Raw genomic sequence first — 24,655 nt, 5'->3', positions numbered from 1 at the left:
CAATAAGTTAATAAAACGTCAGAAGGGGAGCCGAGGCTCCCCTTATACCGTATTGTTTTTATTTTCGACCGTCGGTTTTATTTACCGTTGGTAAATTCAGGGTAAGCTTCCATACCGCATTCAGCGATATCGACACCTTCATACTCTTCTTCTTCAGTCACACGCAGACCGATAACCGCTTTAATGATGGCCCAAACGATCAGGCTGGTACCGAATACCCAGGCAAAGATAGTGGCTGCGCCGATCAACTGACCGCTGAAGCTTGAATCACCATTGGTGACAGGTACTAGCAGCAGACCCAGTAGACCACAAACACCGTGAACAGAGATGGCACCTACAGGATCATCGATGCGCAGTTTATCCAGAGTAATGATAGCGAACACAACCAGTACACCACCGATCGCGCCAAACAGCGTTGCTTGCAGTGCGGTTGGGGTAGAAGGCTCAGCAGTGATAGCCACCAAACCGGCTAACGCGCCGTTCAGTAGCATGGTCAAATCTGCTTTACCGAACAGTAGGCGAGCGGTAATCAGTGCTGCAATAGCACCACCGGCAGCAGCAGTATTGGTGTTAAGGAATACCATGGCAACAGAGTGTGCACTAGCGACATCACCGAGTTTCAGTACAGAACCACCGTTGAAACCGAACCAACCCATCCACAAGATGAATGTACCCAGTGTCGCTAATGGTAGGTTGGCACCAGGGATAGCACTCACGCCGTTAGCAGTATATTTGCCTTTACGAGCGCCTAGCAGTAGTACACCAGCAAGCGCTGCAGCAGCACCGGCCATGTGAACGATACCAGAACCGGCAAAGTCAGAGAAACCAAGGTCACCTAGGTTGTACATGCCGAAAACGTCATCGCCGTTCCAAGTCCATGCACCTTCCATAGGGTAGATGACACCGGTCATGACCACTGCGAATGCGAGGAAAGCCCAGAGCTTCATACGCTCGGCAACCGCACCAGAGACAATCGACATTGCGGTAGCAACAAATACCACCTGGAAGAAGAAGTCAGAAGCACTGGAGTATACTGCGCCGCCATCAAAACCTTCTTCAGCTGAGTCAGCTAATACTTGAGTGACATCAACTTCTTCAATGCCGCTCAGGAAGATACCGCCGCCGTACATCAGTTCATAACCGCAGACCAAGTACATGATACAAGCGATAGCAAACAAGGCTACGTTTTTGGTAAGGATCTCAGTGGTGTTCTTCGAACGTACTAGACCGGCTTCGAGCATGGCGAAACCTGCCGCCATCCACATAACTAATGCACCACACACCAAGAAATAAAAGGTGTCCATTGCATATTGTAATTCAAAAATTTGGTTTTCCATCACTTCCCCCTGAAGCCTATGCTTAGAGTTGTTTTCGGTTGTAAAAAGGTTGCTTACAGAGCGCTGTTGCCTGTTTCACCGGTACGAATCCGGATCACTTCTTCAACTGGCATAACGAAAATCTTACCGTCGCCGATTTTTCCGGTTTGCGCCGTTTTGCTAATCGCTTCAACTACCTGATCAACGATGCCGTCCTCCACAGCCGCGTCGACCTTTACTTTGGGCAGAAAATCGACAACATATTCTGCGCCACGGTAGAGTTCTGTATGACCTTTCTGACGGCCGAAGCCTTTCACCTCGGTGACAGTAATACCCTGTACGCCGATTTCGGAAAGTGCTTCACGCACGTCATCCAGTTTGAATGGTTTGATAATTGCTGAGATGAGTTTCATGGGATCTGATCTCCACTAAATAAAACTGTTGTAAAGTGCCACGTTGGTTATCAACGTAGCGATAAACGGTATGGCTGATACAAAGCACTGCACGTGCCATAAATTTAAATACCTATGTAAAACAATGTATTAGTTGTTATTTGTTTGAGTCTGGCCGGTTTTTCCGGAGGAATGTAGTATTTATTGAGGAGGTGCTGGTGCACAATTGTTGTGCAGGCCCTGTTTTGGTGCGTAAGTGCGAAAAATCAATCTTTAGAAAGCGGAGAGTCGGCTAATTTTCCGTTTATTGTTATAGTGTTATGACGATAATCAGCAGATACTATGTGGACATATAAAATATGATTAATCATAAAATACTGGAAGGTATCAGTGAGCAGATCGGGCAGTTATTCGAGCAAACCCGACAAAGTTCCGCTGAATCAGAACGGCAGCAACAGCTTCATGCGCTATTGCAGGGCGCGTTCAACCGGATGGACCTGGTCACCCGTGAAGAGTTTGACGCCCAAAGTGCGGTGTTAGCTCGAAGTCGCGCTAAACTAGAGCAGTTACAGTCAGAGATTGAGCGACTGGAACAGCAGTTAAATCAAGCCGGCGGTTAAATCCACTCGTCTCAATCACATACGTTTAAGCCACTATATTATCGCGCCGCTTTAAGGAGTCTTTATGCATCTGCCCATGTATGCCTGCATCTTGCCTGATCTCAGTTATCAGTTTGCTACTCAGGAATACACCGGCATGGTGGGGTGGCAGGGAGAGCTGAATGGCGTTCCCTTGGCTCGAGTGCATGGGGAAGAAAGCCTCTTTGAACTCCAGCATGGCATGATGTTGGCGCGTTCTCAAGGCACGGCCACACTCTCGTGGCAGCCGTTTGTTGAAGATGCTGGGTTATGGTTACAGCTAGAAATTTGCTGGAACTCGGTGGCTGAGCTGTTTATCGTTAATGCGATGCGCACGGGTCAAGCCGCCGGGCGGATGTTTGCTCAGCACCCGGAACAGGGGTTGTTCGACTATACCCCGCAGGCGGTTATGCTGCTGGATGAAGATAACCGTATCTATCGCGTGAATGCGAGCTTTTCTGAAATTAGCGGCTACGCCTTTGAGGATGTTGTTGGTCAAGGCCCTGGTATTGTCACGAACCGGAATATCGCCGCAGAAATGTTTGACCATCTGTGGCAGCAACTGATGTTGAAAGGTTATTGGGAAGGTGAGTTATGGAACCGCCACAAAGATGGTCATAGCTATCCCGCTTGGTACAGTCTGATGGCCCAGCGAGATGAAAGTGGTGAGATCGATGGTTTTGTGGCTCAGTTTTCCGATATCAGTAGCGCTTATGGTGATCAAAGCCGCTTTAGTCATGTTAGTTATGATTCTCTGACCGGCTTGCCAGATGAATATATGTTGCTTGAACGGCTTAATCAGCAGTTATTGCGCGATAGTCTGGGGCATCGAGGGCGAGGCATTATCCTCTTACAACTGCAGGTGGCCGAGGAGGACCGCGAATCGTTGACGGCGGCGATTGCGGCTAAGTTGAGCGCTCAGGTGCGAGAGGGCGATCTGTTGGCGATAGATCAGGAGCGCAACTTTGTGTTTGTGCTGGATGATTGCTCGGATGAAATGGTGCTTGAGCAGTTTGCGGAACGTATGTCGGGAGTGCTGCTCGAACGAGTTGATGAAACAGAACAACCGGCATTGGCAGATTACGCTATGGGTGGTGTCTTGGCGGAGGGCGGCAGTCTGAGTGCTGAATTAATGCTTGATCGGGCGCGATTGGTATTACGTACCCCCGATAGCCATAACGGCTTTCGGATGTATGATGCCACCTTGGGCAGTGGTACGGTGTTCAGTCGGGAGACCCTGAGCCAGGGAGTGGCCGATGGTTGGTTGCAACTGCGCTTTAATCCGTTTTATTCGCTTCAGGGGCATCACCTTGTGGCCGCCGATGTTGCGCTAACGATGAATCATCCGACGCAGGGTATTTTGACCCCCGAGCAGTTTATCCCGCAGTTGTCCCGCTATGGTTTGTTACATGATTACCATGAACAGCTAGAACAGCAGTTGTTACCCTTGATCAGCCTTTGGCATCGTTTTGAACCCTTTAATCATCTCTGTCTTCGGTTGCAAGATGAAGAACTCTTTTCAGCTGATGTTATCGCCCAGATCATTCGCCAGATGGTCAAAGCAGAGATTCCACCCCAGCGGCTGATGATCAGCTTAAGTTATGAACAGTTACAACTCTTTCCCGAAGAGGTGGACGAGTTTAAAGCGCTGGGGGTGTTGATTTTACTCGACCCGCAGCAGCACCCGCTCGATCGATTGCCTGCCCGGCTATTGCCCGATATGTTGTTAATGAACGCCGCGCTGGTGGAACAGCAGATGCGTGATGATGATGCCATCCGCGCCGTAAGTAAGCTGTTGACCATAGCCCAAGAGAACGATCTTGGGGTGATGGCTGAAGGAGTACGCACAACTGGCCAGATGGCTCGGCTTACTCAGCAAGGCTGCCTGCGGATGAGCGGTAAATATGTTGGCTCGGACCTGAGTATTAAGCAACTAATCGAGCGATTAGAGCTGGAGAACTGATCACGCTATGAGCTGTCTTGATCTGGCCTGAGCTTCCACGTTCGCACGGTTTCGGGAAGCGAGACGGTTTTATTGTGAATAATGGCACAGAAACTCTTTGTGCCGGTTTATGGTTAGTCTGAGTAATATTGCCGAATAGGCTATGCTTAATAGCGTTTAAAATTCCTATTATCAAACAGATCCAGGGATGGATTATGGCGTTAGCAATCGTACACACCCGGGCTCAACTGGGTATCCAATCTCCGCTGGTGGCGGTAGAGGTCCACCTTTCGGGCGGTCTGCCCAGTTTTTCTATCGTAGGTATGCCGGAAACCGGTGTAAAAGAAAGCCGTGAACGGGTGCGTAGCTCGTTGCTGAATTGCGGCTTTGAGTTTCCTGCGCGACGGATTACGGTGAATCTGGCACCGGCGGATCTGCCTAAAGAAGGGGGGCGATATGATCTGGCGATTGCGGTGGGCATTCTAATTGCCAGCGGTCAGCTGCCGCAACAATGTGCCGAGGGGTATGAGTTTCTGGCTGAGCTTGCGTTGTCGGGAGAGTTGCGCGCGGTTGCTGGGGTTTTACCGGTCGCCCTGAGTTGCCGTAAGGCTGGTCGGAGTCTCTGGCTAGCGGCAGATAATGTACAAGAAGCGGGATTAGTCACGGGGTTGAATTTATGGGCAGCGAGATCTCTACTGGAAGTAAGTAATCACTTGGCCGGTGCGAGCTTGTTATCCCCTGCAACAGTGCCTGAGCGAGCGGTTGATGGCTTTGTCGGTGCAGATATGGCGGATGTCCGGGGGCAGTATCAGGCAAAAAGGGCGCTCGAGATCGCTGCAGGAGGGGGACATAATTTACTGCTCTGTGGGCCACCGGGCAGCGGTAAAAGCATGTTGGCGAGTCGGTTGCCGGGTATTTTGCCGCCACTGGTGTCGGATGAGCTATTGGATGTTGCCGCTATCTATTCCATTGCTGGAGTGAAAGATAACCGCTTATTTGCCGGTATTCGGCCCTTTCGCACGCCACACCATACTGCCTCGGCGGTTGCGTTGGTCGGCGGTGGTAGTAATCCCCGTCCCGGGGAAATTTCATTGGCCCATCAAGGGGTGTTGTTTCTCGATGAGCTGCCGGAGTACAGCCGGCAAGTGTTGGAGGTGATGCGTGAACCGCTGGAGTCCGGCGTGATTAATATCTCTCGGGCGGCTCTACAGACCTGTTTTCCAGCACGCTTTCAATTAGTTGCAGCAATGAACCCTTGTCCCTGTGGTTATCGTGGGGATCAGAGTGGTCGTTGTCGCTGTACACCGGATCAGGTGCAGCGTTATCAGGCGCGGATCTCCGGCCCGCTGTTAGATCGTATCGATCTTCAGAGCTGGGTGCCGGGGTTGACGCCGGAGCAGTTGATGGGGCCGGCTGAAAGCAGTGAAACTAGCGCGCAGATTCGGGCACGGGTCATCAGTGCTAGAGCCATTCAACAGCAGCGACAGGGCTGTATTAATGATCAGCTGAATGTCACCGGCTTGGAGCAATACTGCTCGCTGGGGGCGGAGCAAGAGCAGTTACTGATGCAGGCGATGAGTCAGATGGGCTTATCTGCTAGGGCCACACACCGGGTATTAAAAGTCTCTAGAACCATCGCTGATTTGCAAGGAGAGGAGAGTATTAGTAGTGCCGCTCTGCTGGAAGCTATAGGGTTGCGGCGCTCTCCACTTTGAGCTCATAGCCATGCTTTAGCATGTATTCAAACTCTTCGTAGGTGATTGGTTTGCTGTAAAGATATCCCTGCGCCTGATGACAGCCATAGCTGGCAAGGAAGTTAAGCTGTTGGATTGTCTCGACGCCTTCGGCGATGACTTCTTTGTTGAGGCTGTGGGCGAGGCGAATCAATGCCTTGACGATCTCTCGATCATCGGCGTTTTTGGTGACCCCAGAAACAAAGGAACGGTCGATTTTTAGGCTGCTGATAGGCAGTTTCTGTAATAACGAGAATGATGAATAGCCGGTGCCGAAGTCGTCTAGCGAGAAATTGATACCGAGGGTGTGTAACTCCTCAATGCCCTCGCGGACATGTAATTCATTGTTGAACAGGGCTGATTCGGTTAGCTCAAACTCGAGAATCGAGGTATCGATGGCATATTTGTTAATCAATCGCTGGATAGTCCGGCACAGATAGCTGTCCTGGAACTGCCTGAACGAAAGGTTGATACTTAGATTTTTGACGCTCAGTCCACTGGCTTTGATGCGCTGTATATCTAGCCCGGCTTGTTGAATAACCCAATAACCGATGGGCACAATTAAGCCGGTTCGTTCGGCGGTTGGAATAAATTCGTCTGGGTAGATCAACCCTTTATCGGGGTGTCGCCAGCGAATGAGTCCTTCTGCACCGATCACTTCGCCTGACATAATATCAACCCGCGGCTGATAAAAGAGTTCGAACTCGTTACGGCGGATAGCATTAATCAACTCAGGCTCGATGGCCATATGAGGTTGGTTGGTAAATTGGTTTTTTTGGTCAAACACCACATAGCTACAGCAACTTTTTTCTTTCGCCTTTATTCTTGCTTGTGTTGCCTGATTGATCAGGGTATCCGCTTCGCAACTGTGCTTTGGGGCGAGCGCTACACCGATACTGCAGGGGAGGATAACTTCCAAATCATGGTATCTGTAGGGTTCGGTTAGGCTATGGATAATCTGGTTACAAAGTGCGGTGGTATGTTCGGTGAGGTCGTTATTGGCGGGAATTTCTTGCAACATGATAAACTCATCGTTTCCCTGTCGAGAGATAAGTCCGGGAGACAGTTTAGCAAGCCGCTTGCTCATCTTTTTTACAATGATGTCGCCCGCAGAATAGCCATTGAGATTGTTGAACCGTCTAAAGCCATCCAAGTCGACACTGATTAGTGCGAAGTGTTTGGCCGGTTGGGACTTTTTTAGCGGTGAGAGTTGTTCCCCCAGCTCTTTATAAAACTGCTGCCGGTTCATTGTGCCGGTTAATGGGTCGAGCAGATTAAGCCTATCGAGCTCAGTACGATACTGGTGGACTTTGAGGTTGTAACGGAGAACCCGCTTCAGTATCTCATCGGTACATTGAGAGATAGAGATAAAGTCATTGGCGCGCCAGAGCATCGATTCATTGATCCGTTCAGCGTCTATATGGTCATCAAATAGGATGATTGGGATCATGGAGCATTGCTGACGCAGGTAATGTAGCTCGGAGAGGGCGTTAGTGTCGGTATAACAGGTATGCAAAAAAATCAGCTGAAAATCGTGCTGTGCCAATCGCTCAGACGCTTGATCAAAGTTACATTGTTGGAGTTTGCACTGATGCCGTTCGAGTAAATTGACAATCCCGGAGGTATCAATACCACAGCTATCAATGATCAGGCATTCTGGGTTGTTGGGAGCTACAGACAACATATCAAATACACTAGAGAGTAAACCGCCATGTCCATTCCCTCTGTTTTCTACTGATAAGACAATTCATTCCATGCGATAATTGTCCCCCTGTAAGCCAATCAAGAGTAGCATGCAAAATTTTATAGTTAAACATCTGTTTGATGAATTATTGCTTAAAAAACAATAAATTATCGTGTTTTTGTGGTGTTTTATAGGAACGTTAACAATACGCTATCGGCTGCTTGCAGGTAAAACTTTAGCCTTAAGAGTTAGTATTTTAAAATGTCGAGACTTAATCCGAAGCAGCGCGAGGCTGTCGATTACATCAGCGGACCATTATTGGTTCTGGCCGGAGCGGGTTCCGGTAAGACCAGTGTGATTACCCGCAAGATCGCCTATCTGATTGAGGCTTGTGGCATCAAAGCCCACAATATTGCAGCGGTAACCTTTACCAATAAAGCATCCCGGGAAATGAAAGAGCGGGTCAATGCGTTGGTGAAAGGTAAGGCGACCCGTGGACTAACGGTCTCTACATTTCATAACCTTGGGCTCACTATTATCCGCAAAGAGCACAAAACATTGGGCTTTAAAGCGGGTTTTTCGCTGTTTGATGATCAGGATAGTAAAGCGTTACTAAAAAGCTTACTGCTGCATCAAGAAGAAGAAACTGATCAGGTCGATTTTATTCAACATACGATCTCAAATTGGAAGAACGATATGTTGGTGCCTGAGCAGGCGTTAGCCAGTGCTGAGGGGCCTGCCGAAGTGCTGGCGGCCAGAGCTTATGAGGCTTATCAAAAGAGCCTCAAGGCTTATAATGCGGTCGATTTTGATGATCTGATTTTGTTGCCGGTGCAGCTATTTATTCAGCATGATGAGATTTTAGAGCGTTGGCAAAATAAGATCCGTTATCTGCTCGTTGATGAGTATCAGGACACCAACGTGACACAATACCTACTGGTTAAGATGCTGGTGGGTACGCGAGGAATGTTGACGGTGGTCGGGGATGATGATCAGTCGATCTATTCTTGGCGGGGTGCTCGACCGGAAAACTTAGTGCAGTTACAGGAAGATTTTCCTTCGTTAAAAGTCGTGAAGCTGGAGCAAAATTATCGTTCCACCGGGCGTATCCTAAAGGCGGCCAATACGGTGATCGCCAATAACCCCCACGTGTTTGATAAAACGCTATGGAGTGACATGGGGTTTGGTGATCCATTGAGGGTGGTATTTACCCGCAACGAAGATGGCGAGTGTGAACGGATTGCTACCGAGATATTGGATCTGCATCTGCGTAAGCGGTACCAGTTTAAGGATTTCGCCATTCTTTACCGGGGTAACCATCAGGCGCGCCTGTTAGAACTTAAGCTACAAAGTTATCAAGTGCCCTATAAGCTCAACGGGGGTACTTCGTTTTTTGCCCGCGCCGAGATCAAAGACATCATGTCGTATATGAAAGTGTTGGTGAACCCCGATGATGATAATGCCTTCTTGCGGATCATTAACTTACCTCGCCGAGAGATCGGTCATACAACCTTGCAAGGGTTAGGGGAGTACGCCTCGGAGCGGCATACCAGCTTATTTAATGCCTGTAGTGAGTTAGGGCTCGAGCAGATTTTAAAACCCGCTCAGGTTGAGCGTTTGCGGCGCTTTAAAAATTGGTTGGAAGGAATTTATCAGCAGTGCGAGCAGGGTGACCCGATCGATGCCGTGCGTAAAATGATTGAGGATATCGATTTTGCGGGCTGGATAGCGCAAAACAGTTCCAGTGATACGGTCGCAGATCGGCGTATGCAAAATGTTTGGATTTTGGTTGATTCGTTACGTAATACGCTGGAGCGATTACAGGAGGATGACCCTGATGCGGGCATTCGGGAGGCGATTGCGCGGTTGATTCTGATGGATATTATGGAGCGGCAGGAGGAGGAAGATGATTCTGACCGAGTGCAATTGATGACGCTACATGCATCCAAAGGGCTGGAGTTTGATCATGTTTATCTGATGGGGATGGAGGAAGAGATCCTGCCGCATCGTAACAGTATCGAAAATGGCGATATTGAAGAGGAGCGACGGTTGGCCTATGTTGGCATCACGCGGGCAAAAAAGACATTAACCATGACGTTAGCGCGCAAGCGAAAGCAGTTTGGTGAATTGATTGATTGTCAGCCCAGCCGCTTTTTGGATGAGTTGCCAGAAGATGATCTCGAGTATGAAGGGCGAGGCGAGGTCTGTGAGGCAACCAATAAAGCCCGTGGTAACGCCACGTTGAGTGGTTTGCGTGGCTTATTAGATGATCTATAGTGGCGAAATTTAAGGCATAAAAAAGGCCGCATCAGCGGCCTTTTTTGCGACAGCTCAACTATTATTTAGCGCTGTCGAGCATGTATTGTACAGCGGCTTGGATTTCATCGTCAGAACAGGTAGCGCAAGTGCCACGAGGAGGCATTGCATTAAGGCCATTCAGTGCGCTTTGCATCAGTGTTTCTAAGCCTTTGGTGCCCCGGTCAGTCCAATCGCTAGTACCAAACTTAGGTGCGCCCAATACGCCAGATGCGTGACAAGCAGTACAGCTAGCGTTGTAAACGTCTGATCCAGAACGTGCACCGGCTGAGGCTGAAGGCGCGGGAGCACTAGCACAGTCATCGCCTTCGACGCAGACGGAACCAACTTTTTGGATACGTTCGATAATGGCGTCATTATCAGTGTTGGCCATTGTTGAAGTGGCCAGAAATCCCAGTGCTACAGCAAACAGGGTAGAAATAGCTTTGGCAGCAAATTTACTCACAGTCACGACCTCATCATCGCTAATTTTAAAAACGGGTAGCTGCAGGGATGTCTCTAATGGACCTGATACAGCGTCTGTAAATTCTTTTCGGCGGGCATTATAGCGGTAATTACCCACAACGAAAATGGGTGTTGCTCTTATCGGGACTAAATAATTAGTGATAGAGGGCTAAAAAGAGACAAAAGATGAATAAAGAGGCGTTTTAGGTGGCTAGAATACGGTTTTTGGTGTTTTATTAAGGGGGTGTTGTCTTTATTATTATCTCGTGTTCTGCAGGGCTGCAATGTCAGCTAGATGTCGCGTTACTTACATACCGTAAAAGGACTTATAATGGTAACGGGTTTTGTTTTTTCACTAGTGCTCCTTTTCCTTGCCACTGCTCTATGCCGTCATAGTCGATCTAGCGGGATATTCTGATGAGCTCGCGACCTTTTGTGTCTGTTACCCGCAGGCTGCATCGTTTATTTGTCACCTCTGTTGCCGTGGTATTATTGATCACTGGTTTTGTCGTAATGAGTTTTGAGCTTTATAACAACCGAAATCTTTTGATCGATCGGGCCCATGTTTTTTCCGAACTCACCTCTCCCCACCTTGCTAACGTCTTGATGACCGATTCATCGCCGGTCTTGGCGACGCTATTATTGGATAGTTATTTCTCTGAGCCTGATCTGTTAGGTGTCTATGTTTATCGAACGGATGGTTCTGAATTTATTCGTGCGGTGAAAAATGAGCTTGAGCAGCCGCTGCCAAAACCCTCATTTAAACTCCGTGCGCAGCTCAAAGAGTTTCATCAGATCAGTTTTGATCTGTTTGAATACAGTGTGCCGATTCGATATGACGGGAAGTTAGTGGGGCAGTTGTATCTCCAATATGGGCTGGCCGCGATTGAGCGGCAGATGCTGTTTTATCTATTGTTTGGTCTAATGATTTATTGCTTGTCTCTGCTAGGAGTCTCTTTGCTATCTAGGCGGATTCAGAGGGGTATTTCTGAGCCGGTTGATCTGATTTTAGAGGCTATGGAAAAGGTCACCGTTCAGAAGAACTATGCTTTAAAAATTCCGGTCAGGGATCATCACGGAGAGCTTCACGAGCTGATCACCGGTTTTAATCGGATGTTAGAGCAGATTAATAAAAACGCATCGGAACTGAAGAGTCACCAGAAGACGATAGAACAGCATGTTTACTTTGACCCACTGACCGGCTTAGCGAATCGCCGTTTGCTGATCCAGCGTATGGAACAGGAGGTGGTGCGGGCTAAGCGCTCAGGGCAGATCGGAGCGCTGGTGTATCTCGATTTGGATCATTTTAAAACCATTAATGACTCACTGGGCCACAATGTTGGTGATGACGTATTAAATAGCGTCTCTGCCCGCATACGAAAATCAGTCAGAGAGGCAGATATACCGGCTCGCCTGGGTGGTGATGAGTTTGTCGTATTACTGCCGGAACTAGGGCGGACTGAGTCTTCAGCCACCCATAATGCCCTCAGTATTGCTGAAAAAATTCGATATGCGATCTCAACAGCGCATGAAATCGGTGGGCGGATTTTACATGTTACGCCGAGTATCGGTATCGCCTTGTTCGATGGTAAAAATAACCAACTTGAAAACCTGTTGATGCAGGCTGATTTAGCTATGTATCGGGCCAAAGAAGAGGGGCGTAACCGAGTACAGTTCTTTCTTGAGCAGATGCAGGAGCATGCCGATCATCGTCAGCAGTTGGAAGAAAATTTACGTCAAGCTATCAAGGACGAGAAGCTTTTCATTTGTTATCAACCGTTAGTGCGCAGTGATGGCTCTATTGTTGGCGCAGAGGCGTTGGTTCGTTGGGCGGATGATGAGAAGGGGTTGATCAACCCTGCATCATTTATACCGATTGCTGAGATGACAGATTTAATCTGTCATTTAGGTCGCTGGGTGTTAACTCACGTCTGCAAGCAGATGGCCGCGTGGGAGGAGCGAGGTAAAAAGCTGGTTGTATCGGTTAATATTAGTCCGAGAGAGTTCCAGCAGAATGATTTTGTCGAACAGGTACAGGATATCGTCTTGGGAACCGGTGTAAGGGCTGAATACCTAGTATTTGAATTGACGGAAGGTATCCTTTTAACCAATATCGACGGTGTTAGGAAGAAGATGAAGCGCCTTTCCCAGTTGGGCATTCGCTTCTCATTGGATGACTTTGGCACCGGCTATTCTTCGCTGCAATATTTAAGACAGCTGCCATTGGATACCTTAAAGATCGATCAGTCTTTTGTGCGTGATATCACCACAGATAGTAATGATGCCGCTATTGTTTCCACCATCATAGCGATGGCGCGAACATTGGGGATCAATGTGGTTGCTGAGGGCGTCGAAAAAAGCGAAGAGCTGGAATATCTTGAAGAGTGGGGCTGTAAGCTGTTTCAGGGGTTTTACTTTAGCCATGCGGTGCGGGCAAAGCGGATGGGGGCACTCATTCCTGATGCGGGTGAAAATCAGCTACGTGAAGTACCTATCATTAAATTTGAAAAGCATCAGTTTACCGATTAAACAGTTCTGCAATGGTGTTGATTTAAAACATCAATTTTTGTCGTACAGAATGCTCGAAAAATATGTTTTAGCGATAGACAGTACTTCGCTAGATCGGTAATATACACGCCCTCATCTTTACTGATGAATTGCGCGCCTGTAGCTCAGCTGGATAGAGTAGCAGGTTCCGATCCTGTTGGTCGGGGGTTCGAATCCCTCCAGGCGCGCCACAATTTATTAAAGACTACAGATTATGTGTTTATCGGTAGTTTTTAATAAGGCATTGTCCGCCTGGCGGGTGAGAGCCCTCGATGGGGTTTGAGCCGAGCGCAGCGAGACAACATGCCGTAGGCATAGCCCGAAGGGTACGGCGTAGCCGTATAATCCCTCCAGGCGCGCCACAATTTATTGAGCACTATAGATTGCGAGTTAATCCATAGTCTTTAATAAAGAGCCTAAAGAGTTTAACTCTTTAGGCAAATCCAGTGCCGCTATAGCTCAGCTGGTAGAGCAACTGACTTGTAATCAGTAGGTCCCGAGTTCGACTCTTGGTGGCGGCACCATTTATCTGGTTTCTTAATTGAAGCCAAACCATTGCCTAATGGTAGTTTGGTTAGTATGTCTGTCACTCTTGTGGGAGTGATGGTCGCGGGTTTGACTCCCGTACAGTAAGCCACTGCGGAGTGGTAGTTCAGTTGGTTAGAATACCTGCCTGTCACGCAGGGGGTCGCGGGTTCGAGTCCCGTCCATTCCGCCACTTTTCAGAGAGACTGTTAGTCTGATTAACGGTTATCTCATCCGGTTAACGATTGTTAGCCGTCTGTTAAGCCGCTATAGCTCAGCTGGTAGAGCAACTGACTTGTAATCAGTAGGTCCCGAGTTCGACTCTTGGTGGCGGCACCATTTCTTTTCTGGTTTTATCTTTCTCTTTCTGGCTGTCTTATCTTTTTCTCATTGAGTGCTGCTCGATGCTGAATTGGATTGACTTGATTCCCAATAAGCGAAGACTTTCACTCTTTGTTAAATATCGATTGTTTAATCTAATCTATTAGGCTTGAATGAAGTTGGCAGCCTTTATTGTGTTAATCGATAATGAACTCTGCGAATGAGAATGATTCTTTAATCCTTGGAAACAGCGTAGACTGACTTATACTGTTTTTACTGACTATTTATGGATATTGGAAAAAGCCATCATGCTCATAGGCATTAGATGAAGGTTAAAACGGGAAATAACTCAGGTCTCATCGCCTCTTCACTCACAGCGCTTTTGTTGGTCGGTTTGGCTGCAATGTTAAGGTTGTGGCCACTATCGGGCTTAGCATCAGAGCTGTCTTGGCTGACATTTTACCCCGCAGTGGTTGTTGCGGGTTTCTATGCAGGCCTTTCGGCGGGTTTAATGACTACGGCGCTGGCTTGTCTAGCAGTTACCTTGCTCTGGCCTTCACTGCTGCTTGATTCCTCTATTGAAAATCGATTTGGCCTGCTGGAAATGGTTTTGTTTGTTATTGTCAGTGGTTTTAGCCTTTACCTTATTGATCTTGTGCGGCGGACTCGCAAGGCGCTGAGTCAGGCTGAACTTGACGCGCAGGGGAGTCGTGAGCGGGAGGCGTTTACTCGTTCGGTGATTAACTCGGTGCCAAGTATGATCGGCTATTGGGGGCGTGACTTACGCTGTCGAGAAGCGAACGACGCTTATCATGAATGGTTTGGCAAAGGTCCTGAGGACATCATTGGTCTCGCTTTTGAGGACTTGGTGGGCGAGCAGCTCTTTACACTAAATGAGCCTTATATCCGCAGAGTATTGGCCGGCGAGCCGCAACGCTTTGAGCGAACGCTGGGCAAAATCGACGGTAGTGAAGGGCATATTATCGGGCATTACATCCCAGACTTTGATACCGATGGTAGGGTTAAAGGTTTTTCTATCTTGGCAAGTGAGGTCACCGTACTTAAGGAGACGGCCGAAAAGCTTAAGCTTGCCGCTTGCGTGTTTGATAACACACTGGATGGTGTACTGATTACCGATACCGACGGGATTATTTTATCGGTTAACCCGGCCTTTACAGAAATTACGGGTTATACCGCGGAAGAGGCCGTCGGTCAGACCCCTCGCTTATTGCAATCTAACCGGCATGATAAGGCCTTTTATAAGGCGATGTGGGAAGATATAACCACTAACAGTCGCTGGAACGGTGAGATTTGGAATCGCCGCAAAGATGGTGATCTTTATTTAGAGCGTATGACCATCAGTATGGTGCGTGACTTGGATGGCGAACCGGTGCGTTATGTGTCGGTCTTTAGTGATATTACTGCATTGAGACGTAAAGATGAGCATATAAAGCATCTAGCCTTTCATGATGCCCTTACCGACTTGCCAAATCGTACCCTGTTGATGGATCGGATCAATCAGAAACTTATCAATTCGAGTCGTGAGACCTGTAATTTAGCGCTGATGTTTCTCGATTTAGATGGATTTAAGCTGGTTAACGATCGATTTGGTCATAATGTCGGTGACTATCTGTTAAAAGAGGTCGCAAAGCGACTCAAGGCGTTGGTGCGTGAGTCAGATACTGTGGCTCGCTTAGGAGGTGATGAGTTCATGTTTATTCTGAGTAACTCACAAGGTAAAGAGGAAATTTTAGATATTGCTAAGCGGGTTATTCATTCTATTAATGAGCCAATTGAGGTGTGTGGTGAAGTGCTTCATATCGGCGCGTCCATCGGTATCTCGATGTATCCTACCGACGGGCAGACGGCGACAGATCTAATTAAAAATGCGGATACGGCGATGTACGCTGCGAAGAACCAAGGGCGGAATAATATTCACTTCTTTACCGCGACGGATTTTTCACCACCAGCCTAAATGAACAAAGGTTTAGTTTAGCTCACTTCTGTGGTTATTTAGGCGATCTCTGCTATTGCCGAATAGAGCCAGATGGCGGCAAAACCCACCGTCAGCATGGTTGGGCTGTAGTAACGATTAAATTTCATCAATGTTAGGGATGAAATGCCGTAACGGGACTGCAGGCTTAGCTGCACGCCGGAGAATGGTGAGACACCCACACCAATTGACCAGCTCAACAGCAAGGTAATCGCTAAAAGGTTAGGATCGCTGACGCTGGGCATCAGAATACTACCGGCGAGTACAGCGGTGGTGACCGGGTGCATGCCTATCAGGGCGAGGCCCACTAAGGCGAGCAGTGTTAGGCAGGCTTCCGGGGCGGTGAAGTGCTCGGGGGCAAGGCGTATTTGTAGTGACTCCAACAGGGCGGCAACGCCTGCAGCCATTACGGCGGCGGCCAGAAATAGGGTGATCTCGCTCCCCAGTTTTGGCAAGCCCTCGTTGATATGCTGGGTTAGTAGACGGACACCGTTACTTCTCTGTTTAGTGGCAAGGTAGGTTAAGACAAAGAGGACTGAAATCAGTGTGACTAAGGTCATTACCGGCAGGGTTGGCCAGCGCCAATGTGCCAACATAACGAGGATGGCCAGTAATAGGGGCATCCATAGGGCTTTAAAGTGCATTGGATAGCCCTGCGTTGTCGTTACCTCCGGATGGCGAGCCAGTTGCCAGCTACTCAGTAATAAACCGATTAGCGCGACGGGCAAGCCAAATAACATAAGGGTGCCGAGCTGAGAACCGGGGGCACTAATGAGAATAACCCCCATCGAAGCAAAGAAAGGTGACCAAACAGCGCAAAGGCTGAACGCGCGTAGCAGGGTGAGCCCTTGTAATGGCGTTAGTGGTTGCTTGCTGCTGAGTCGGTCGCCGACGATCATGACCGTTGACATATTGATCACGGCACTAATGAGATGACTACCGAAAAGAGTGTGTAGCATTGCTTTGCGGCCCAAAGGGAGTTGTTCGTTACAGCGGATATTATTGGCGGCAACAAGGCGAAGAAAGCTAACCCCAATGAGCATCGCGATCACCAGTTGGTTCGCCTCAAGCGCTTTTAAGAGGTAACGGTGATCGACACCGCTGAACAAGCCGATGATAAGACCCAACACGCCGATGATGAAGAGTATGGCGCTCTGAATCATCTGATTACGTTTCTGTTGTCGGCAGAGCACGGCAGCAGCGGCCCACGCTGGAATGCCCGCAATATAACCGGGGATCGCTTGGGTGAGTGCTGCGATTAGTGCCAGTACTAATAGGCTCAGTAATATCCAACCGGTGACGGAGGTGGCTGGCGATGACAGAGGGGTGGCGGGTTGATTCATTGTCGATCCAGTTAGGGCAGCGTTGGCAGGCCGATGTGTTTTATAGCGTTCGCAGGCGGGGAATGATACAACTTAGTGATAAAGCTGTCCTCAGGTGAGGTGAATTTGTCGCGCTGATATTTGCGACTGAAGGTCTGCCTAGACGGACGGGGTAAGTTCTTCTCGCCCGCAGCGTAAATGACTGTCGCTGGCCTGCTTATTGCTCTACCTTATAGATTGAATCAGTCGTCACTGTTTTATGCGCTGTTTAAGGGCGGTGTGTTCGAAGGCGGTGATGTTTTTGGGTTTTTGGATGGCTTGTTTGCGTTGTTTTGGTGCAGTTAACGCCGAGCGCAGGTCATCAGAGTGCCATGAGATCAGCTACTTTTTTGGCTGAGCTATTAATATTCAAGGGAAGCACTATGCTGTAAATCAACATAGTTTGTCATAGTGAATGGCGATGATAGGGTTCAGGTCTGTCTAATAAGTACTTAAGCGACAGTCGTTGAATCCAGTCTTATTTTATTTGTTTTATTCAGCATTGGTTTTATATCGATCTACGGGGTACCGAATGGCTATACGAACCGCAATCCATCATATTACCGAGTATCGCTTCGACAAGGCGGTTGAAATGTCTCCGCATACGATCCGGTTGCGACCGGCGGCGCACAGCCGTACGCCGATTAAGGCTTATTCGTTGAAGGTGAGCCCGGAAAATCACTTTATAAACTGGCAACAGGATCCCTTTGGTAATTTCTTGGCGCGGATCGTTTTCCCCGAGAAAAGTGACCATTTGCGGGTTGAGGTTGAAGTTATCGCCGATATGACGGTGATTAATCCGTTTGACTTTTTCTTAGAAGAGTACGCTGAAAAATTCCCCTTTAAGTATGAAAAAGAACTGCATTCTGAACTCAAGCCCTACCTAGAAGTTGCCGATCAAGGCCCGTTGGTGAGTGAATGGGTTCGTTCGGTGCCCCGTGAGCCGATGCCGACCAATGATTTCTTGGTTTATTTGAACCAGCGTCTAGAGCAAGAGATCGATTACAACATCCGGATGGAACCGGGGGTGCAGAGCGCAGAAGAGACGCTAGAGCTTAAACGGGGTTCCTGCCGTGATACCGCTTGGTTGTTAGTGCAGATTCTGCGTCATTTAGGCTTGGCGGCACGGTTTGCTTCCGGTTATCTGGTGCAGCTGGTAGCGGATGTTAAAGCGTTGGATGGGCCATCGGGAACCGAGGTCGATTTTACCGATTTGCATGCGTGGTGTGAGGTATTTATTCCCGGTGCTGGCTGGATCGGGCTAGATCCGACCTCTGGATTGTTCGCTGGCGAAGGCCACATTCCGTTGGCCTGTACTCCATCCCCTCGTTCAGCGGCGCCCATTGCCGGTGGTATTGATCCTTGTGAAGTCGAGTTCTCATTCAGTAATGAAGTTATTCGCATACATGAAGATCCGCGGGTGACGAAACCCTACAGCGAGGAGCAATGGGCCTATATTGAAGCGCTCGGCGAGGCGGTCGATCAGAAGCTGATTGACCAAGATGTACGTTTGACCATGGGTGGTGAACCGACCTTTGTGTCTATCGACGATATGGATGGCGCTCAGTGGAATACGGAAGCGCTAGGCGATGAAAAACTGAGCCTCGCGAAAGATCTGCTGTTCCGCTTGCGAGAAAAGTTTGCTCCCGGTGGACTGCTGCATTACGGCCAAGGGAAGTGGTATCCCGGAGAAGAGGTACCTCGATGGGCGTTAGGCTGTTTCTGGCGCACCGATGGCCAGCCGTTGTGGCGTGAACCTAAGCTGTTGGCGCGGGTTGATAAAGATTATGGTGTTACGCGTAAGATAGCGAAAAAGTTTGCGAAAAGTTTGGCAAAAAAAGCGGGTTTACCGACTTCGCGGGTCATGCCTGCTTATGAAGATACGCTTTATTACCTGTGGAAAGAGCAGAGCTTGCCGGATAATGTTGATCCTCTTAAGGCGGATTTGAAAGATGACCTAGAGCGCAAGAAGCTGGCGCAACTATTATCTCAAGGGTTAGAAAAACCGGTGGGCTTCTGTCTGCCATTAGGTTGGGATTATAGTGCCCAGCATTGGCGTTCTAGTCCTTGGCCTCTGCGTCGGGATACCTTGACGCTGATTCCCGGTGACTCACCGATCGGTTTGCGTTTGCCGCTTAATTCATTGCCGGTGATGACCGATGAAGAGCTGCATCGAGATCAGGCGCGAGACCCCTTTGCGCCTGCTGAAGAACTTCCTGAGTCGGGGCAAAGTTCAACGATGGCCTGTGTGGACGAGTCTGAGGATAGAGTAACTCAACCTGTAGAAGTGGTGCGCACCACGCTGTGTATTGAGCCACGTAATGGTTGTTTATATCTCTTCTTACCGCCGTTGGAACATTTAGAGCATTATATTGCGCTGATCGAGCTGATTGAAGATACTGCGGCGGAGTTAGAGCTGCCGGTTGTTATTGAGGGCTATGAAGCCCCGAAAGATGATCGTTTACGTTGCTTTAAGGTCACTCCTGATCCGGGTGTTATTGAGGTGAATATTCATCCATCGGATAACTGGCGTGATCTTTCTGATAATACGCAGATGTTGTATGAAGAGGCACGCTTATCTCGACTCGGGGCTGAAAAATTCATGCTTGATGGCCGACATACTGGCACCGGTGGTGGTAACCATATCACCTTGGGTGCGGCGACTGCGGCCGATAGTCCATTCCTGCGGCGGCCCGATCTGCTGCGCAGCTTTGTCACCTATTGGCAGCATCATCCGGGGCTGTCATATCTATTCTCCGGCATGTTCATCGGCCCTACCAGTCAGGCACCCCGTGTGGATGAAGGCCGTGAAGAGATGCTTTACGAGCTGGAAACCGCTTTTGACCTGATGCCCGACGGTATTGTTGATCAGCCATGGCTAATCGATCGGTTGATGCGTAACCTGTTGGTTGATATTACCGGTAACACTCACCGTTCAGAATTCTGTATCGATAAACTCTATTCGCCGGGACTATCATCCGGACGACAGGGGTTGCTCGAGTTTCGTGGTTTCGAGATGCCGCCGCATCCGCAGATGGCATTGGTACAAGCGTTATTAATTCGTTGTTTGATGACACGCTTCTGGCAAGAACCGTATAAAAAACCATTGGTTCGCTGGGGCACCGAACTGCACGATCGCTTTATGATGCCGCACTATGTTTGGGCGGACATTCGTGAAGTAGTTAAGGATTTGCAAGATCACGGGATTCCTTTTCAGCAAGAGTGGTTGGCACCCTTTGAAGAGTTCCGCTTCCCTCATTACGGCAGCGTGAATATTGATGATGTGCGAATCGAACTGCGCTGGGCGATTGAGCCTTGGCATGTTTTGGGTGAAGAGGTGGGTAGTTTTGGCACCGCCCGATTTGTCGACTCATCGGTGGAACGTCTACAGGTTAAAGTCGAGGGGCTGACGCCGGATCGTTATGTGCTAGCCTGTAATGGGCGTCGCTTGCCGCTGCGGTCAACTGGGCGGCAGGGTGAATTTGTAGCGGCGGTGCGTTATAAAGCTTGGGCGCCACAATCGGCATTGCATCCGACCATTGGCGTGCATTCACCACTGATCTTCGATCTGATCGATACTTGGAATGGACAAACCATTGGTGGTTGTAGCTATCATGTGGTGCATCCTGGTGGCCGTAGCTACGAAACTTTCCCGGTAAATGCATTTGAGGCTGAATCTCGCCGAATTAATCGTTTTGGCAATACTGAGCATACGCCGACCCTTGATACTAAGCTGCATATGCCTGAATTCAATGGGTTACGTGAGTTCTTTGCCAATCATGCGCCACCACGGCCGATGGCACCGCCGCAGGAGATGCCTACAAATGAGTACCCACATACCCTTGATTTGCGTAGACAGATGGAAACCTAGCGCAGTCATGGCATACTATGCAGCCGAAATAATGTTGGTATAGATACTTAATGGAAACTCGAGCCGCAGAAAGCCCTGACGGGTTGCACTATAAAGCCGTCGGCTCTGGATACGATGAGGTCTATGGTAGCCAGTCTGAAATCCAGCCGCATTGGCAATATTTGCTGGACGGTCTGAAAACCTTGGGTGCCCAAGGGATTCATGAGCGCCAGCAAAAGGCTGAGCGTATTCTGCGGGATGATGGTGCAACCTATAATAGCGGTTTCCCATCGAGTGCCACTTGGCAGCTTGATCCCGTACCTGCGCTGATCGTGAGTGAAGAGTGGGCCGATATCGAATCGGGTCTGCAGGAACGTGCCGAGCTGTTAGATCTGGTATTAAAGGATCTCTATGGCGGTCGCGAGCTGATTCGCCACGGGGTCTTACCGCCGGAACTGCTATTCAGTCATGGTGGTTTTCTACGCGCCTGTGATGGCCTGTCATTACCCGGTGAACATCAACTGGTGATGCATGCCACCGATATGGTGCGAGATCATAAAGGCAATATGCTGGTGATTGGTGACCGTACTCAAGCACCCAGTGGCTCCGGCTATGCGTTAGAAAACCGCACGGTGATGTCGCGGGTGCTGCCTTCGTTATTTCGCGATAGTCATGTACATCGTTTATCGTTATTTTTTCAGTCGTTACGGCTAAAACTCAACAGCTTAGCGAGCCAAATTACGCAAGAACAGCCGCGTATTGTGATTTTGACGCCGGGCTCTTATAACGAAACCTATTTCGAACATACCTATCTGGCTAATTACCTCGGGTTTCCTCTGGTTCAGGGGAGCGACCTGCGGGTGAGCAAAGGCTATCTGTGGATGAAATCCCTCGGTGGTCTGGAGCGGGTCGATGTCGTGTTGCGTCGGGTGGATGATTTTTACTGTGATCCGGTCGAGCTTAAAAGCGATTCCCGTTTAGGGGTGCCCGGTTTACTGGAAGTGGTGCGTTCGGGACGAGTAATCGTTGCTAACCCGATGGGTTCCGGCTTCTTGGAAAATCCCGCGTTATTACGCTATCTACCGCAAGTGGCTAATCACTTTCTCGGACGCGAAGCACAGCTCTCATCCGTCAAAACCTATTGGTGTGGTGATCCTCAGGATCTAACCTACGTGATCGAGCATATTGATCAGCTAGTGATTAAAAAGTGTTTTCGTCGGCCTTCGGAACACAGTATTTTTGGCTCCGAGCTTGATGAGCCTAAACGCTTGGCGTTGATTAACAAAATACGCCAAGAGCCGCTGTATTATACCGCTCAAGAATATATCCGCCCATCGACGACACCGTCGTGGAAAGACAGTCAGTTGCTACCGCGTCCATCGATATTGCGGGGCTTCTCTGTCGCGATGGACTCCTCTTATCACGTGATGCCAGGTGGATTAACGCGGGTGGGCAGTCAGTCGGATAGCCTAAACCTGAGTAATCTTCGAGGCGCGACCAGTAAAGATACTTGGATCTTGGCTTCAGAACCTGAAAGACAAGTCTCGTTACTCGAGTCACAACCGTTGCCGGTACCGACGCCTACGCAACCACGTATCGCGTTCCCCTGTCGGGTTGTGGAAAACCTATATTGGCTGGGGCGTTATGCGGTGCGGGCTGAAGCGGCGCTACGGTTGTTACGGACCGTTTTTGTTCAGATCAACAGTACCTATCATATGCCGAAAGAGACCGAGCAGGTGCTGTTACAAACCGTGACGCAACTGACCACCACCTATCCTGGTTTTACCTTGTCAGGGTCACCTATATCGGCACAGCCTGAAGCTGAGTTGTTATCGGTCGTACTCGATGGCAAGCGTGCGGGTAGTGTTACGGCCAACTTGAATGCCCTATTGGAGTGTTCCGATCAGGTGCGTGAGATGCTGTCGGCGGATACCCAGCGAGTCATTAACGACCTGCGGGACGAGCTTGGTGGTTTGGCCGACTCCCTGAAGCAGGGCCTTACCGCTGCACCTGAAGAGGCGTTGGATCCACTCGTCACCACACTGTTAGCGCTGTCGGGTCTCTGGCAGGAAAGCATGGTCCGTGGATTAGGCTGGCGCTTTATTGATATGGGGCTGCGGGTTGAGAAAGCATTGCAGGCAGTGTCTTTGATTCGCGCTTCGTTGGTGCCTGTCTTGCCGAAATATCAGCAACAGCAGGTCTTAGAATCTGTGCTGCTCAGCTCTGAAGTGTTGATCACCTTCCGTCGTCGCGATCGTTCCGGCAGCGATATGGCGCAAGGCTTAGGACTGTTGTTATCAGACAGCAGTAATCCTCGTTCTGTGTTCTATCAGGTTGATCAATTACGTAAACATTTGGCTGAGCTGCCATCGGCAACAAATGGTTCGGGCTTAGCAGATGAAGATCGCTATATGTTGGAAGCCTCTTCTGCGATTCAGTTGAGTCAATTGGAAGAGCTAGTGGCCGAAGATGAGGATGCGGGCACACGGGTAGGGCTCGATCAGTTATTGTCTCGTTTGCAGCATCTCCTGCATGAGACATCGAACCAAATTAGTACTAAATACTTTGATCAGATTAAGGTGCATCAACAGTTGGTACGGACCGATTGGGATGAAGAACTATGAACTACCGTATTCGTCATATCACCCATTATGAATATGAGAAGCCGGTAACGCTGTGTTACAACCGCGCCTATTTGCTACCCCGCAATACCAGTTATCAGAGCTGTACCGAGAGTCGCATTGAGATCTACCCTGCGCATACACTGGGTCAGCAGCGGACTGATTATTTTGGTAATAAAGCGTACTTTTTTTCCTTGGAACAGCCTCATAAAGAGCTGAAAATCGATGTTGTCAGCGACATTCAGGTACATGATAGTAAGTATATTCATGAGTGTGAGCTAGACCTCGACCTTGGTAATACCTGTGGCCAGGCGCTGGTCGCGTTGCAGCAAAGCCGAGAATTGCCGGTATTAGAAGCTCGGGAGTTTGTGCTGAACTCGCCGATGATTAAAACGGCGACCTCATTGAGAGAGTATGCACGGCCCTCTTTTGCGAGCAACCGGCCGTTATTATCTGCCGTACGAGAGCTGACCCACAGGATCTACACCGACTTTACCTATGATCCTGAGTCCACCAGCATTGCGACACCGCTCGATGAGGTATTACGTAATAAGCGTGGTGTATGTCAGGATTTTGCCCATTTGGCGATAGGCTGTCTACGTTCGCTAGGGTTTCCGGCGCGGTATATCAGCGGTTACTTGGAAACATTGCCGCCGCCGGGACAAGAAAAGCTGGTGGGGAGTGATGCGTCCCATGCTTGGTTTGCGGTTTTCTCCCCGGGTGAGGGCTGGTTTGAGTTTGATCCAACCAATAACAATATGCCGGCAGAACACCACATTACGACCGCTTGGGGAAGGGATTATGGCGACGTATCGCCGCTAAAAGGTGTCTTCTTCGACGGTGGTAAAGGGCAAAAATTAAGTGTTTCTGTTGATGTTAGAAGGTTACCCACTCCGGCTTAATAGTTTACTGTCCTGTGCTTGAGCCATCGCTCAAGGGCGGGTGATTGATCTGCGAAGGTTTCGCTAATAC

General features: G+C 49.2%; 14 protein-coding genes, 4 tRNA genes and 1 other RNA gene. 14 read left to right on the top strand and 5 right to left on the bottom strand.

Annotated features, from left to right (window positions below):
* Positions 1 to 77: 77 nt before the first annotated feature.
* Positions 78 to 1,337 (bottom strand): ammonium transporter, encoded by a 1,260-nt coding sequence (locus AC0L4K_RS18735; protein WP_417226659.1) that lies wholly within the window; start codon positions 1,335 to 1,337, stop codon positions 78 to 80.
* Between the two features lie 53 nt (positions 1,338 to 1,390).
* Positions 1,391 to 1,729, bottom strand: a complete 339-nt coding sequence (glnK, locus tag AC0L4K_RS18730; protein ID WP_417226661.1) for a P-II family nitrogen regulator — start codon at positions 1,727 to 1,729, stop codon at positions 1,391 to 1,393.
* Between the two features lie 338 nt (positions 1,730 to 2,067).
* Between glnK and AC0L4K_RS18725 the strand changes: the two genes are divergently transcribed.
* The 3 genes from AC0L4K_RS18725 (at position 2,068) to AC0L4K_RS18715 (ending at position 6,003) form a co-directional block, all read left to right on the top strand.
* Positions 2,068 to 2,328, top strand: a complete 261-nt coding sequence (locus tag AC0L4K_RS18725; protein WP_473267519.1) for an accessory factor UbiK family protein — start codon at positions 2,068 to 2,070, stop codon at positions 2,326 to 2,328.
* Between the two features lie 64 nt (positions 2,329 to 2,392).
* Positions 2,393 to 4,309, top strand: a complete 1,917-nt coding sequence (locus AC0L4K_RS18720; RefSeq protein WP_473267518.1) for an EAL domain-containing protein — start codon at positions 2,393 to 2,395, stop codon at positions 4,307 to 4,309.
* Between the two features lie 194 nt (positions 4,310 to 4,503).
* Entirely contained in the window at positions 4,504 to 6,003 is a 1,500-nt protein-coding gene (locus tag AC0L4K_RS18715; protein WP_473267517.1) for a YifB family Mg chelatase-like AAA ATPase, read from the top strand.
* Here the strand turns inward: AC0L4K_RS18715 and AC0L4K_RS18710 are convergent.
* Complete coding sequence (locus tag AC0L4K_RS18710) at positions 5,975 to 7,705, bottom strand: putative bifunctional diguanylate cyclase/phosphodiesterase (protein ID WP_473267516.1); 1,731 nt, start codon at positions 7,703 to 7,705, stop codon at positions 5,975 to 5,977. The genes AC0L4K_RS18715 and AC0L4K_RS18710 overlap by 29 nt on opposite strands.
* A 261-nt stretch (positions 7,706 to 7,966) precedes the next feature.
* Between AC0L4K_RS18710 and rep the strand changes: the two genes are divergently transcribed.
* On the top strand, positions 7,967 to 9,982 hold the full coding sequence (gene rep / locus AC0L4K_RS18705) for a DNA helicase Rep (RefSeq protein WP_417226671.1): 2,016 nt from the start codon (positions 7,967 to 7,969) through the stop codon (positions 9,980 to 9,982).
* Positions 9,983 to 10,043: 61 nt separating this feature from the next.
* Here the strand turns inward: rep and AC0L4K_RS18700 are convergent, their stop codons facing one another.
* Positions 10,044 to 10,466, bottom strand: coding sequence for a c-type cytochrome (locus AC0L4K_RS18700; protein WP_473267515.1), 423 nt, complete (start codon positions 10,464 to 10,466; stop codon positions 10,044 to 10,046).
* 416 nt (positions 10,467 to 10,882) lie between these two features.
* Between AC0L4K_RS18700 and AC0L4K_RS18695 the strand changes: the two genes are divergently transcribed.
* From AC0L4K_RS18695 to AC0L4K_RS18665, 7 genes are all read left to right on the top strand, one after another.
* Entirely contained in the window at positions 10,883 to 12,994 is a 2,112-nt protein-coding gene (locus AC0L4K_RS18695) for a putative bifunctional diguanylate cyclase/phosphodiesterase (RefSeq protein WP_473267514.1), read from the top strand.
* Positions 12,995 to 13,126: 132 nt separating this feature from the next.
* Positions 13,127 to 13,203: transfer RNA gene (locus AC0L4K_RS18690), tRNA-Arg, on the top strand.
* Between the two features lie 48 nt (positions 13,204 to 13,251).
* Positions 13,252 to 13,374: non-coding RNA, RtT sRNA (locus AC0L4K_RS18685), on the top strand.
* 86 nt (positions 13,375 to 13,460) lie between these two features.
* A tRNA-Thr gene (locus AC0L4K_RS18680) sits at positions 13,461 to 13,536 on the top strand.
* Positions 13,537 to 13,653: 117 nt separating this feature from the next.
* Positions 13,654 to 13,730, top strand: a tRNA-Asp gene (locus AC0L4K_RS18675).
* 70 nt (positions 13,731 to 13,800) lie between these two features.
* Positions 13,801 to 13,876: transfer RNA gene (locus tag AC0L4K_RS18670), tRNA-Thr, on the top strand.
* A 307-nt stretch (positions 13,877 to 14,183) separates the two neighbouring features.
* Positions 14,184 to 15,833: a diguanylate cyclase domain-containing protein gene (locus AC0L4K_RS18665; protein ID WP_473267513.1), complete on the top strand. Its 1,650-nt coding sequence runs from the start codon at positions 14,184 to 14,186 to the stop codon at positions 15,831 to 15,833.
* Positions 15,834 to 15,871: 38 nt separating this feature from the next.
* On the opposite strand, the gene AC0L4K_RS18660 is transcribed toward AC0L4K_RS18665, so the two are convergent.
* A complete protein-coding gene (locus AC0L4K_RS18660; protein ID WP_417226677.1) occupies positions 15,872 to 17,194 on the bottom strand; it encodes a hypothetical protein in 1,323 nt (440 codons plus the stop codon).
* 550 nt (positions 17,195 to 17,744) lie between these two features.
* On the opposite strand from AC0L4K_RS18660, the gene AC0L4K_RS18655 reads away from it, so the two are divergent.
* The 3 genes from AC0L4K_RS18655 to AC0L4K_RS18645 are packed head-to-tail and all read left to right on the top strand — an operon-like array spanning position 17,745 to position 24,585.
* Positions 17,745 to 21,083, top strand: coding sequence for a transglutaminase family protein (locus AC0L4K_RS18655; protein WP_473267512.1), 3,339 nt, complete (start codon positions 17,745 to 17,747; stop codon positions 21,081 to 21,083).
* Positions 21,084 to 21,133: 50 nt separating this feature from the next.
* Complete coding sequence (locus AC0L4K_RS18650; protein WP_417226681.1) at positions 21,134 to 23,686, top strand: circularly permuted type 2 ATP-grasp protein; 2,553 nt, start codon at positions 21,134 to 21,136, stop codon at positions 23,684 to 23,686.
* Entirely contained in the window at positions 23,683 to 24,585 is a 903-nt protein-coding gene (locus tag AC0L4K_RS18645) for a transglutaminase family protein (protein WP_417226682.1), read from the top strand. The genes AC0L4K_RS18650 and AC0L4K_RS18645 overlap by 4 nt, the downstream gene beginning before the upstream one ends.
* Positions 24,586 to 24,655 lie beyond the last annotated feature (70 nt).

This window comes from Amphritea sp. GJ51-11, from assembly GCF_055808735.1.
The sequence above is the reverse complement of the archived record's forward strand: the minus strand, read 5'-3'. Positions and strand labels throughout refer to the sequence as shown.

Coding starts and splice junctions, on each gene's coding strand:
- AC0L4K_RS18735 (WP_417226659.1), bottom strand. CDS start 1,337: ATGGAAAACCAAATTTTTGAATTACAATATGCAATGGACACCTTTTAT.
- glnK (WP_417226661.1), bottom strand. CDS start 1,729: ATGAAACTCATCTCAGCAATTATCAAACCATTCAAACTGGATGACGTG.
- AC0L4K_RS18725 (WP_473267519.1), top strand. CDS start 2,068: ATGATTAATCATAAAATACTGGAAGGTATCAGTGAGCAGATCGGGCAG.
- AC0L4K_RS18720 (WP_473267518.1), top strand. CDS start 2,393: ATGCATCTGCCCATGTATGCCTGCATCTTGCCTGATCTCAGTTATCAG.
- AC0L4K_RS18715 (WP_473267517.1), top strand. CDS start 4,504: ATGGCGTTAGCAATCGTACACACCCGGGCTCAACTGGGTATCCAATCT.
- AC0L4K_RS18710 (WP_473267516.1), bottom strand. CDS start 7,705: ATGTTGTCTGTAGCTCCCAACAACCCAGAATGCCTGATCATTGATAGC.
- rep (WP_417226671.1), top strand. CDS start 7,967: ATGTCGAGACTTAATCCGAAGCAGCGCGAGGCTGTCGATTACATCAGC.
- AC0L4K_RS18695 (WP_473267514.1), top strand. CDS start 10,883: ATGAGCTCGCGACCTTTTGTGTCTGTTACCCGCAGGCTGCATCGTTTA.
- AC0L4K_RS18665 (WP_473267513.1), top strand. CDS start 14,184: ATGAAGGTTAAAACGGGAAATAACTCAGGTCTCATCGCCTCTTCACTC.
- AC0L4K_RS18660 (WP_417226677.1), bottom strand. CDS start 17,194: ATGAATCAACCCGCCACCCCTCTGTCATCGCCAGCCACCTCCGTCACC.
- AC0L4K_RS18655 (WP_473267512.1), top strand. CDS start 17,745: ATGGCTATACGAACCGCAATCCATCATATTACCGAGTATCGCTTCGAC.
- AC0L4K_RS18650 (WP_417226681.1), top strand. CDS start 21,134: ATGGAAACTCGAGCCGCAGAAAGCCCTGACGGGTTGCACTATAAAGCC.
- AC0L4K_RS18645 (WP_417226682.1), top strand. CDS start 23,683: ATGAACTACCGTATTCGTCATATCACCCATTATGAATATGAGAAGCCG.